Source organism: Sphingobacterium sp. R2 (assembly GCF_040760075.1).
Taxonomy (GTDB): Bacteria; Bacteroidota; Bacteroidia; order Sphingobacteriales; family Sphingobacteriaceae; genus Sphingobacterium.
Genome location: NZ_CP142884.1, coordinates 595,586 through 609,224, shown reverse-complemented (window position 1 = coordinate 609,224; position 13,639 = coordinate 595,586). Strand labels below are relative to the sequence as shown.

The window sequence follows — 13,639 nt, the reverse complement described above, 5'->3', positions numbered from 1 at the left end:
TGCAATGAATCGCATGGAAACGGGGCTGTCTAAATTTCTTGGACAGCCCCGTTTTATTTAGAAGCCTCTTTCAGTGACAGGATTGAACAGGATGGTTATTACAAATCATCCTGTTACTTTTAACCAACATTATAAGCCTAAGGGGGAAATCTGATTATTTTTTTAATCCAGTCGTCCTATAAAGCAATACGTAAAGATCATCCAACACTTTCATTATCTCGTATAGTGAAAACCGATTTTCACTACCGAAGGTCAAAAAGGGAAAGAATAAAAATAATACCTAAATAATACTTTAATGATAAACTATTTAACAATTAGGTTTGATCATCATGTAAAGAAGTACACTTTTTTGCTACTTATGGCGATGCTGTGCACCTTGAATTTATTTGCTCAAACCGCTCGGACTGGAAAAGTAAACGATGAAAAAGGTTTGCCTATCCAAGGTGTAACTGTACAGGTAAAAGGCAAAACTATGACGGCAAAGACCAATGCCGATGGGTCATTTAACATCAATGCACTGCCATCGGATGTATTGGCCTTCAGAAGCCTTGGTTATGAACCTCAAGAAATTTCTGTGGGTAATAAAAATATCTTCAATATAGTTCTTGCACAAAAGGTCGATGTCATGGACGAAGTCGTGGTGGTTGGTTATGGCACGATGAAAAAGAAAGATGTAACAGGTTCGATAGCGAGTGTGGGCGAAAAAGAACTGAAAGCAATGCCCGTAAAAGATGCATTACAGGCCATGCAAGGTAAGGTTGCAGGGGTTGATATTACATCAAATCAACGGCCGGGAACAACTGGAAGCATAAAAATCAGGGGTGTAAGGTCGTTAAACGCCGATCAAGACCCTTTATATGTAGTTGATGGGATGGTATTACAGGCCGGTGGCATTGAGAATATCAATCCGAGTGATATTGAGACCATTGATGTCTTAAAAGATGCTTCTGCAACCGCTGTGTATGGTTCGCGTGGTGCCAATGGTGTGGTTTTGGTGACGACTAAGCAAGGCAAAAAAGGTCGTTTACAATTAAATTATGCAGGTACAGCGACATTCGAGAAGATGTATGATGTCACAGAATACATGGATGCTGCACAATGGTTGGATTATGCGCGCTTGGCGAAATTTGGAACAACAACACCTAGTTATACAAGTGACTTTTCAAAGTGGGGCTCTGTAGCAGCCTCCTGGGCAAATATCGCGAAAGGTTGGACCAATAATAATACGGTTTGGGATCCAAGCTTAGTAGGTAATTACGATTGGGCTGATGCTGGCCGTAAAAATGCCTTATCTACTGAACATACCTTAAGCGTCTCTGGTGGTGGCGAGAATTCAAAAGGTTATGGTTCATTTGGCTATTTAAAGCAAGATGCCACACAGCCAGGGCAAAAATTTAATCGCTATACTTCAAAAGTAAGTTTTGAAGCGACTCCGACGAAGTGGTTTACTATGGGTGCTTCACTAAATGTATTTTTCTCCGATCAAGATTATGGCTATAACTTTTCTAAATCCGTCACGGGAGCGGGCGATTACTACAACGCTTTACGAGGAATGTTGCCCTGGACAGTACCCTATGACGAGAATGGAAACTACCTGAGAAACCCTGCGGCAGGTGATATCAATATCATTAATCCAATTAATGAATTGGAATACAATACCAATCAACGTCAGACTTTTGGTGCGAATGGTAGTTTCTTTAGCCAATTGGATTTTGGACAGATTTATGAGCCATTAAAAGGTTTAAAATATCGTGTGCAATTTGGGCCGGAGTTTAGATATTATCGTGCGGGCTTGGCCAATGCGGCTGAAGGAATTAATGGTGACGGAAATAACGCAGTAAGGTTTTCGACAACTCGAAATCTTGCTTGGACCTTGGATCATTTGATCTACTACGATCGCGACTTCGGCACAGATCATCACTTGGGGATTACCTTATTACAGAGTTCATCGAAAAAAAATGTCGAAACAAGCGATATGCGTGCGACCGATGTGTATAGTGCAAATGAACTATGGTATAATATTAGTTCCGGAGGTTTTATCGGTAGCTACGGGACAGGCTTATCAGAACGACAAATGGAATCCTATATGGCTCGTGCAAACTATAGCTACAAGGACCGTTATATGTTAACTGCTTTTGTGCGATGGGATGGATCGTCGGTATTGGCTCCAGGGCATCAATGGAGTTCATTCCCCTCTGTAGCTGCTTCTTGGCGTATTGATCAAGAAGATTTTATGAAAAATTCATCTTACATCAATACTTTAAAATTACGCATGGGATTTGGTATCGTAGGAAACGAGGCAATATCTCCTTATCGAACTAAAGGCTTATTAACACAGAACTTTTACAATTGGAGTGCAACGAATTCAACGCCAGGCTATATTGCATCAGACCCTTCTGCAGCGTCTCCCCAATCCATGGCAAACCCTGAGTTGGGTTGGGAACGTACGACGCAATATAATATGGGAATAGATTATGGCTTTTTCAATAACCGCGTTAATGGAGCGCTGGATTTCTATAAGACACGAACCAATGATTTAATTATGTTGATGGAATTAAACCCTGTAACAGGATTTCCAAATACTTGGGCAAATATTGGGAAAACCGGTGGCTGGGGGATTGATTTACAATTGAATACTATCAATATCAAACAGGATAATTTCCAGTGGAATACAACTTTAACTTGGTCCAAAGACAAGAGTAAAATTATCCAATTGCAAAACGGTCGTACGAGTGATATCAGCAACAAATGGTTTGTGGGTCAGGAAATTTCTGTTCCTTACGATCTAGTTTACGATGGTATTTGGAAGACTTCCGAAGCAGAAGAAGCTAAAAAATATGGTGCTAATCCTGGACAAATTCGTGTAAAAGATATTAGTGGTCCGGATGGTGTGCCTGATGGAAAAGTGGACAGAAACTATGATTCACAAATATTAGGTTCTTATCGTCCGAAATGGTCAGCAGGTATTATGAATACATTCACCTATAAAAACTTTGATTTATCTTTCTTTATTTTCTCCCGTTGGGGGCAAATGATTAATGCTGGTGCGGAGACCTTAGGCGGTCGTTTTATGATGCGTAAATTGGATTATTTTATTCCTGGGGTTCATGAAGATGCAGAATATTACCAACCAGGATCAAATGGAGAGGCGGCAGATCCGTGGAGTTCTTCCATGAATTATCGTGATGGCTCATTTGTTAAGTTGCGGAATGTAAGTTTGGGCTATAATTTTTCGAAAACAAAATTAGCGAAGCTGGGGGTAAGTAACTTTAAAATCTATGCACAAATTATGAATCCGGCAATGTTGTATTCAAAAGTGGATTTCTTGGATCCGGATTTAGCAAGTTATAATAATAACACGACACAAGCTGGCTCAGCAATAACAACACGAGGTGCAGTAATTGGTGTAAACATTGGGTTTTAGACCGTAAAAAGATTAAAAAAGATACTCATGAAAAATTATAAAATATTAATTGCTTTAATGCTTGGATCAGCGGGATTGCTGGGATTAAATGCTTGTAGTAAAGATTTTTTAAAAGAAGAGCAGATCACCACACCGACGACTGACTATTTTAAAACACAGGCAGGGTTGGATGATCTGGCGACAGGAGTTTACTCGAAGCTGAAATTTAAATATAATTATACCTGGGGCATGGCTTTGTTTAATTTAGGTGTTGACGAGTTTACGGATGCAAATAACCCCTCTCCGAGCTTCAATAGTTATAGTATGGATCTTAACCCAGCTGAATCAACCTATGGGGGAGCAAATATTCAGCCGGTGTTTGACAATATGTATAGCGGTATTGAATCGGCCAATACCCTGATTCAGAATGTACCACTATATTACGATAAATCCAATGCCAACTATAATACACGTCTAGGCGAGGGGTATTTTATGCGGGGATATTTCTATCTACAATTGATCGTACAGTTTGGTGGTGTACCCTTAAAGTTGACCCCAACGACAAAAGTGGAATCCTATTTTACGCGCGCTTCCGAAGACGCGTGTTTTGCGCAGGCCATTTCTGATCTGGAGCAGGCTTATGCCTTGCTGCCCGCTTCGGCGACAGAATTTGGACGTGTGACCAAATCAGCTGCAGCACATTACGTTGCTAAAGCCAGACTGACTCGGGCGAGTGAGTTATATGCTTCTTGGAATTCAAAATATATCGCAGAAGATTTGGATGCGGTTATCAAATACGGAACGGAAGTCGTGGCGGCACATCCCCTGGTTGATGACTTTGTAAAATTATGGGATTATCAAAAGGCGAATAGTGCCAATGAAAAAGTATCTGAAGTTGTTCTTTCAGCACAGTTTTCGGACGACCAGGCAACCTGGGGACGTTATGGAAATCAGATCCATCTTTACTATCCTGCTGTTTATCAAGATTTAGGTGGAACGAGTCGAGACATATCGGGCGATCGTGAATTCTCCTATGCGCGTACCACAAACTATACCTTAGATGTCTTTGACCGCGTCAATGATTCCCGTTTCTGGAAATCCTTTATTACGATGTATGGCGCCAATAATACCGCGAATGCACCTGTATGGACTGCAACTAATGCATCTCTTGGGCCTACAGGGACTGTTGCAGGTACCAAACGCTTTAAAGGGGGTGAGCTGGGTATAAAATATATTGTAAATAACAATGGCGATACGCGCTACACGGCAGTAGCCAGTGATGCAACAGGGGTGCTTAAAAATGGCGTGATGCAAAATACCCATACCTTTGTACGTTATTTTCAAGGAGAACCGCAAGCCTGGGTGGGAAAACATGGAAATAACGGTTACTATGGTGTACAGTCACGCTATGTGGCGCTTTCAAAGTTTAGAGACGGCTATCGGGTTAGTATCGCCTCAGCCAACGGTACCCGAGATGTGATTATGGCACGTTCGGCAGAAGACGTATTGATGGTGGCCGAAGCGTATATCCGCAAGGGTGAAGGCCAGTATGCCAATGCCATACAGTGGATCAATAAACTACGTAGCCGTGCCGGCTATAAAAATGGTGAAGACCGCGCGAAAAATGTCGATGGCGGACAAGCCTATAAGAATAATTCCTATGCGGTCGGTAAAGGAGGTGGTTTTTCCGCTGAAGGTGCAATCTACTGGGAAGGGAACTCTTATTACGAATCCAATAATGATATGGCTAAAACCACGGCATCTTCGGAAACACAGATGCTGATCAATTCGGTCGCTGATATTTATAACTCAGCAGTAGATGCTCCAATCTACCAAAAATTGGGTGCGGCAAGCAATGCGCAGAAAATGATGGCTTTCCTGTTGAATGAGCGCACGCGTGAATTGTGTGGCGAACTCTACCGCTGGGAAGATCTGGCACGCACCAAAACCTTGGAATCGAGATGGAAGGCTTTCAATGATGGTTATGTACGGGGTAATACAGTATTTAGTCCGAATACGCATTACTATCGACCAATTCCGCAATCTTTCTTGGATGCAACCACCAATGAAAGTGGTGCTGCATTGACACCGGCCGAAAAACAGGCTATGCAGAATCCGGGCTATTAATATTTTTATAATCAAACTCAACCTAACCTTCCCGTTCTGAACGGGAAGGTTTTTTTTGTAAAAATGCATTCGGTTACAGGATAGCGCAGGATAGGTCCCTTTGCTAGTTTTCTTATCTTACAGCTTGATTCGCCTATCACTGCGAGTCTAATTAAACCAAATTGTAAACCACGGGACGGAAGTGTTTAAATGGATAGAAATCCCATTGGCCATTCTGTGTATTTTCACGATCGATGCCAGTGGGCTGTAGGTGCCCGATCATATATTTAAGTATAACCAGAAACAATTATAAGTCAATGAAAAAGATTCTTAGTATGATTCTCGCAATTTTTGCCTGCCTAGCAGGTCAAGCACAACAGACGACCTGGAACAGTGCCCAGCAACCCCTAAAAGAAATTGAACAGCTTAAAAAGATCGTTGTGGCCCCTTCATTTAGAAATAAAGATTATTCCATCGCTGATTTCGGTGCTATTGGAGATGGCAATAAAAAAAATACGGCAGCCTTTCAAAAGGCAATAGAAACCTGCAATAAGCAAGGTGGAGGACGGGTGGTGGTTCCTAAAGGGGTATACTTGACCGGTGCTATTTATCTGAAAAGCAATGTCAATCTTCACATCAGCGAAGGGGCAACAGTCCTTTTTAGCCGAGATAGCGCAGATTACCCAATGGTATTCACCCGTTGGGAAGGGATGGAATGTGTCAATTTTTCCCCATTCATCTATGCGTATAAAGAAGAAAATATTGCCATTACGGGAAAAGGATTACTGGATGGAAATGCCGATAATGATCATTGGTGGTATTGGTGCGGTGCACGCAAATACGGTTGGCATGAAGGCCGCCCTGGCGAACAAAAGCCTGCACGCGCAATGTTGCATCAGCAGATGGCCGAAGAGATCGATCCGCAAAAAAGGGTATTTGGCGACGGACATTTTCTCCGGCCCAATTTTGTACAACCTTATCTATGTAAAAATGTCTGGATTGCCGACGTGAAGTTAATTAATTCTCCGATGTGGAATCTCAATCCTGTTCTATGTGAGAATGTGTTGATTGAAGGCGTGAAAGTGGTGAGTCATGGACCTAATAATGATGGCTGTGATCCCGAAGCAAGTAAAAATGTATGGATCAGGAATTGCTATTTTGATACCGGCGACGATTGTATTGCTATTAAGTCTGGACGAGACGAAGATGGCCGCAATGTTGGTCGACCTGCGGAGAATCATATCATCGAAAATTGTGAAATGAAGGATGGACATGGCGGTGTCGTTATCGGTAGCGAGATTGCCGGCGGAGCTAAAAACATCTATGCGCTGAACAATGTGATGGATAGTCCAAATCTAGATCGTGCCCTTCGGATAAAGACCAGTTCAAGTAGAGGAGGTACTATCGAAAATGTGTTTTTTTATAACACGAAGGTGGGACAGTATAAAGAGGCAGCTGTGCGTTTTAATATGTTTTATGAAAAACCCGGAAAACATATTCCGACGATTCGGAATATCTGGGTCGAAAACCTTCAGGTAAAAGGTGGCGGCAAGTATGCTGTGCTCTCCACGGCTTATGAATCTTCACCTGTCACTGATTTTACAATGGTGAATTGTAAAATTGAAGGTGTAAAAGAAGCCTATAAAGTAGATTACCTAAAACATGTAACACTAAAGAATGTCATTGTTAATGGAAAGGAAATCAAGTCTTTCGATTAGCATAACCTATCCGTCACGGGAAAATTTAAAGTCCATTGGCCATGAAGTAGCATGTTTGTCCTTAAAAAAGAAAGCTCAGCATCGCTAATGCATGAAATAATTATTGATATGATACGAAAGTGTTTGATTTTTTGTTGCTTTTCGATTGCCGTATTTTTACAGGAAACTCTTGCTCAATCCAAGCATTGGCAAGATAATGACCGCACGTTACATTATACCGAAGATCAGGGTGACTTCCTGCTGGTCAATGGGCGATATCGATTTAATCGCGCGCTTTATGGTAATAACCTCGCATCCCGCGTTGAAGCAGGAGATCTACCCGAATTCGCGTTATACATGCCAGGAATGGGCGGGAATCTGCAATTTGTGTTAGGCAACAAGCTCCTGCGAAAAAAAATGATTGATGCCGATCACATAGAGACAAGATATCGACCTGGAGCGATGCACTATCGTATTCAAGATGCTTTATTAGGAAAGGGTTATATTGATATTACTGTCCTGGCGCAGGCCAATACTGAGGGGATGATCGTAAAACTACAACCGAAAAACGTTAAATCTGATGTACAGCTGTATGCTATCTATGGGGGAGCGAGCGGACAAACATTCAGTAGAAATGGCGACATAGGCGCTGATCCTGAATCAGGGTTTTACCTTCTTCCAGCGTATTGTGAGCGTAACCACTATAGACTACACAAAAATAGTTTTGAGCTCAGGTATCAAAGCAGGAAAAATGAGCCGCAGTTTATGCAAGGTAGTTTTTCCGATCTCTCAAAGCTGCGCGTGTCAGATGCTAAGGTTTTGGATGATCTTTCCAATCTGGCGAACCTGGAAAATAGTGGCAGCCCTATTCTTGTGGGAGAATATGATCTGACTGAAAAAACACATTATATTCAAATCGCTAAGGGTAAGCTTTCGGCCACGGAATTTTCTGAAAGCTCCATAGCGAAGATCTTTGAACAAGCAGAACAGAAAAGAGCTTCCTTAGCCGGTCGGGTCAAAATAAATACACCGGATCGCTTTATCAATAATTTGGGTGCAGCATTGTCGGTAGCTGCTGACGGTATTTGGGAATCGCCTACTTTTCTGCATGGTGCTGTGGCATGGCGTATGCGATTGAATGCCTGGCGGGGAGCTTATACAGCAGATGTGTTGGGCTGGCACGATAGGGCGAAAGAACACTTTTCGAGCTACGCCAATTCGCAGGTAATGGAACCAAGCTCTGGCCCCGTAGTGATGGATACCGCATTACACCTCGCACGACATTTGGAGAAAATGGGCACCTCCATGTTTTCCAGTGGCTATATTTCCCGCAATCCCAATAACAAGTCTGTCCCCCATCACTACGATATGAACTTGGTCTTTATCGATCAACTATTGTCACATTTTAATTATACAGGAGATGTTGCTTATATCAAAGAGATGTGGCCCATCCTGACCCGGCATCTCAATTGGGAAAAGCGCAATTTTGATCGTGACAATGATGGCCTGTACGATGCCTATTGTGCGATCTGGGCCAGCGATGGATTGCAATATTCTGGTGGGGCTGTCACGCATACGACCGCTTATATGTATCGTGCGTATCAGATGATGGCCAAGCTCGCAAAGGTTATCGGTGAAGATGCAAATCCCTATCGACAGGAAGCTAAAAAGATTCAACAGGCATTAAAAAACCGACTTTGGCTAAAAGAAAAGGGATATTTCGCAGAATTTCAGGATGCGCTTGGCAATCAGCTTGTACACGAAAATCCGGGTTTATGGACCATTTATCATGCCGCGGATGTGGCTATCCTAGATGATTTTGAAAGCTATCAAAACCTGCAATATGTAAATAATTATTTGCCAAAGATTCCTATTCATGTCAACGGACAAGAGCAACAGCACCTGTATACTTTGCCCACGACGACATGGCAGCCCTATACCTGGTCCACCAATAATGTCGCTCTAGCCGAGAATTTACAAACGGCTCTTGCATACTGGCAGTCCGGACGGCCGGATGATGCGTATCAGCTTTGGAAGAGCAACCTTATAGAAAGCATGTATCATGGCATTAGCCCAGGAAATTTTCATCAACTCTCCCACTACGATGCGTTTCGGGGTGAGTTGTACCGTGATTTTGCCGATCCCATTGGCGTCGCATCGCGAACGTTGGTTGAAGGTTTATTCGGTGTGCATCCCCGTCTATTGGATAATGAATTATTTATTAAGCCTGGTTTTCCAGCGACATGGAATCATGCGCAGATCGAATTGCCGCAATGGAGTTACGCTTATAAAAAAGATAATACCACTATTACATTTCAAATTAACACGCGTTATGCAATGCCAGTAAAACTTACGTTGGAAGTTCCAGTAGATTTTACAGCGGTACGTGCCGTGAAGGTCAACGGAAAGGAAGTCAAGTGGTCGCTAAAATCTTCAGCTATTAATAGGCCATATGTCGTGATTGAATCTGACCCTGACAAAGATTTCGATATTTCAATCATCGGTGATGGTCAACTCGAAAGAATAGAAACCAGAAATGTAGAGCAAGCATTCACCGATCAATGGTCAGTCCCCTTAGCTGCTAATACCCAACTGTTGGAAAGCTTCGATCCTCAAGGTCTTATTGTAAACAGCATAGGGCAGAAATTTTCTTTCGTACAGCAAGAGCGGTTAGGGACCTTTTTTGTGAAGCTTCAGCAGGGAGAGATGATTTGGTGGCAACCCGTTGATATTCGGTTATTACCACCATTGAAAGCAACGATTGTAAAAAAGCATGCAGGTTATGGGTTAATCGTAGAAAATCGTTCCGTTCACCCGCAAGACCTCAAAATTGAGCATAACAGTTTCCAGGCCACCTTAAATTTAAAATCTAATGAAGCAAAAGAACTGCAGCTTCCAAGTCGTATCTTTTCGAAAGGAACAAACAACTTTTATCTGCGTGGGAAGACTTATCTTCAAAAAATTGATTATACCGATTGGACGATTAAGGATAAACCGAGTTTTTTGAAACAAAATTTATCAAATTATTACAATGCCCGTTTGACAGATATATTTCAACAGCAATATCTTTCGCCAAGACCGGAAGGGCCGACTTTGCAGCTGCCTTGGCAGGGGATAGGCAATTGGTGCTATCCATTGACGACGGCGAATATTGATGACAGCGGAATCATGAAAAAAGCCGAGCAGAAGGATCTAACATACCTAGGTATTCTGTTTCAGCTAAAAAATGACTCCAAAAATGTTGTCTTTGTCAGCCAGTGGGATAATTATCCCACAAGCGTCAAAATACCTTTAGCGGGCCAGGCCAGCAAAATGTATCTCTTGGTCGCCGGTTCTACAAATCCGATGCAATCCCAGTTTATCAACGCCAAGATTAAGGTCAATTATACCGATGGAACTTTAGATACGTTAGATCTCATCAATCCTATAAACTGGTGGCCTATCGAACAGGATTACCTCGATGACAACCATGCTTTTGATCTCCCTGATGATCGTATTCCTTATCGAATCAGTTTAAAATCGGGCGAGGTGTATAAAGGAGGCACCTGGAAGCATTACACCGATATCAAAGGATATAGCAGCAGAGCCATTGAAGGCGGAGCGGCTACCTTATTGGATTTACCGTTAAACGTAAAAAAGACGCTCCAATCCGTAGAGCTTATTGCTGTAGCAAACGATGCGGTCATCGGTCTGATAAGTCTCACTTTAATCCAATAGATAAATTAAGAAATATTAAAATGTACGCCGAAATTTCTAGTAGAAATATTATTTTCACTTTCCTTATAAGTGCCTTAAATCCTATGTTGGTGTTAGCTCAGCAAGGGACAAAAATTAATCGAGAAAATGTCGTTAAGAGGCATAACGTCTCGAATCATGCTATGGATACTTTAGCATCGCTAACCGTGGGGAATGGTACCTTTGCCTATACGGTCGATGCTACAGGGATGCAATCTTTTCCGATCTATTACAAAAACGGAGTTTCTTTAGGAACGCAGTCTGAGTGGGGTTGGGATGCCTTTCCAAATACTAAGAACTATAAATTTGAGGAAACCTTACAATCTTACGACTTTAACAACGAAGGCCGGAGTGCAAAATATAGTGTGCAGCTGAAAGAACCAGCGCGTAATGCCGGTGCAGTAAACTATTTTAGAGAAAACAAACATCGCCTACAATTAGGGAACGTGGGTTTGGAGCTGTATCTAAAAAATGGCCAAAGGGCTACGATCAAGGATATTGAAGGCATTCGGCAGGAATTAAATCTCTGGACGGGTATTGTTACCAGTGAATTTCGCATAGAGGGAGAACCCATTGCTGTAAAAACAGCCTCATATCAAGAAAGTGACCGTATTGCTGTACATGTTGTTTCTCCATTAATCGCACAGCAAAGGCTTAAAATATTTATACAGTATCCGTATCCTAGCGGGAAATTTTTGGATGAAGGGACTAATTATGATCAGGCGGATAATCATCAAACAACCATCATCAATCAATCGTCAAATAGTGCATTGATAGATCATCAGTTGCAGGGCACAAGTTATGTTACAAAACTGAATTACTCCCAAGGAACCCTAAAAAATAAGGCTTCGCATTACTTTGTGTACCAACCATCTGCTACGCTAGGCGAGTTTGATTTTTCATTTGCATTTGCGGAAACAAACAACGTTGACAAAGGTGGGTATGGGTTTACGGAAGCTGCTGCCGAAAGTATCGCTGCTTGGAAGTGTTTTTGGGAAAGTGGTGCCGCCGTTGATTTTGCCGGAAGTACAGATCCCAGAGCCAATGAATTAGAAAGAAGAGTGGTGCTTTCTCAATACCTGACAAAGGTACAGTGTGGTGGAAGCAATCCACCCCAAGAAACAGGTCTTACTTTTAATAGTTGGTATGGAAAGCCGCACACGGAAATGCATTGGTGGCATGCGGTACATTTTGCATTATGGGGACGATCAGACATCATGGAAAAAACATTGGACTATTATTTTAGGACTTTTAAAAAAGCCAGGGCACTGGCCGACCGGCAAGGCTATCAAGGCGTTCGATGGATTAAAATGTCTGACAACGATGGCCATGAAAGTCCCTCTTCTGTAGCTGCATTTTTAATTTGGCAACAGCCTCATATCATTTACATGAGCGAATTGGCGTACCGTGACAAAAAAAATCTGGCTGTCTTGCAAAAATACAAGGACTTGGTATTTGCAACGGCTGATTTTATGGCTGACTTTGCCCATTATGATCGAGTAACAGGTCGCTATAATATCGGAAAGGGAGTTATTCCGGCGCAAGAAGTATTCAAAGCTTCCGAAACAATGAACCCGACTTATGAGGTTGCTTATTGGGATTGGGCGCTGCGTATCGCCCAACAATGGAAGGAGCGTCTGGGAGAACCAAGGGTGGCAAAATGGGATGAAGTTATTGACAAATTAGCTCCCTTACCAATGAAAGACAACTGCTACCTGGCCACGGAAACTGCGCCCGATTCTTATACTTACGATCGATGGATGACAGACCATCCTGCGGTACTCGGTGCATTGGGCATGGTTCCTGAATCCGCGAAGCTAAATAAAGATGTGATGAAGAATACGCTGGATGTCGTTTGGAAAAAATGGCATTGGGAAAAGACCTGGGGATGGGATTTTCCGATGACGGCCATGAATGCTGCGCGTCTAAATCTTCCCAACAAAGCGCTGGATGCACTATTTTTGAATGTCCAAACCAATACGTATCTCAAAAATGGTCATAATTACCAAGATGGACGGCTCAGAATCTATCTGCCTGGCAATGGTGGTGTGTTAACAACCGTCGCCATGATGCTTGAAGGTTGGGATGCGTCCACAGGTGATTTTCCTGGATTTCCAAAAGATGGTTCATGGGTTATAAAAAAAGAAGGATTTAAAAAAATGCCTTAATAGATGATATAGAAAATAAGAGCGATGGACAAAGGATAGTTTCACCTTGAAAAGTACCTATAGCCTCTGAGTATCAGTGTGTCTTTTGGACATATAGCAGTACAGTGCAGGATGATGAAACCGGTTGCATTTTGTAATATTGAATCAACCAATATGATACAATTATAAACCCAAAAGCTAACGCAAGTTGGCTTGAATATTCATTATTATGAAAAGAAGGTGTCTATTTTCTTTTGGCGCTTTGGCTATGATATTTATTTCTTGCGCTAAAGAGGGGCTTATTTCAAAGCTGGACTGGATTGAATGGATAGCGCACAGTGCCACAGCAGACGGTTCTGCATTACTAGCTTTCCCTGGAGCAGAGGGCTTCGGCCGTTTTGCGAAAGGCGCAAGAGCAGCAATCACACCAAGCGTCTACTTTGTGACGAATCTGAATGACAGCGGACCGGGCTTTTTTCGAAGCCTATTTGATCCTGCTTGCTCAGAAATAAATATAGTATAGTTCCCGATCATCAAACTCCAATTATAAA

Annotated in this window: 6 protein-coding genes; all 6 read left to right on the top strand. The window is 42.3% G+C overall.

Annotated features, from left to right (window positions below):
- Positions 1-295: 295 nt before the first annotated feature.
- The 6 genes from VXM68_RS02665 (at position 296) to VXM68_RS02640 (ending at position 13,611) form a co-directional block, all read left to right on the top strand.
- The gene (locus VXM68_RS02665; RefSeq protein ID WP_367210364.1) at positions 296-3,424 is read left to right on the top strand and encodes a SusC/RagA family TonB-linked outer membrane protein; all 3,129 of its coding nucleotides are present in this window, start codon (positions 296-298) and stop codon (positions 3,422-3,424) included.
- A 27-nt stretch (positions 3,425-3,451) separates the two neighbouring features.
- The gene (locus tag VXM68_RS02660; protein WP_367210363.1) at positions 3,452-5,530 is read left to right on the top strand and encodes a RagB/SusD family nutrient uptake outer membrane protein; all 2,079 of its coding nucleotides are present in this window, start codon (positions 3,452-3,454) and stop codon (positions 5,528-5,530) included.
- A 296-nt stretch (positions 5,531-5,826) separates the two neighbouring features.
- Complete coding sequence (locus tag VXM68_RS02655; protein WP_367210362.1) at positions 5,827-7,227, top strand: glycoside hydrolase family 28 protein; 1,401 nt, start codon at positions 5,827-5,829, stop codon at positions 7,225-7,227.
- 108 nt (positions 7,228-7,335) lie between these two features.
- The gene (locus tag VXM68_RS02650; protein WP_367210361.1) at positions 7,336-10,923 is read left to right on the top strand and encodes a DUF4450 domain-containing protein; all 3,588 of its coding nucleotides are present in this window, start codon (positions 7,336-7,338) and stop codon (positions 10,921-10,923) included.
- Between the two features lie 161 nt (positions 10,924-11,084).
- Entirely contained in the window at positions 11,085-13,109 is a 2,025-nt protein-coding gene (locus VXM68_RS02645; protein ID WP_367210360.1) for a hypothetical protein, read from the top strand.
- A gap of 208 nt (positions 13,110-13,317) precedes the next feature.
- A complete protein-coding gene (locus VXM68_RS02640; protein WP_367210359.1) occupies positions 13,318-13,611 on the top strand; it encodes a hypothetical protein in 294 nt (97 codons plus the stop codon).
- The last annotated feature ends 28 nt before the right edge of the window (positions 13,612-13,639 follow it).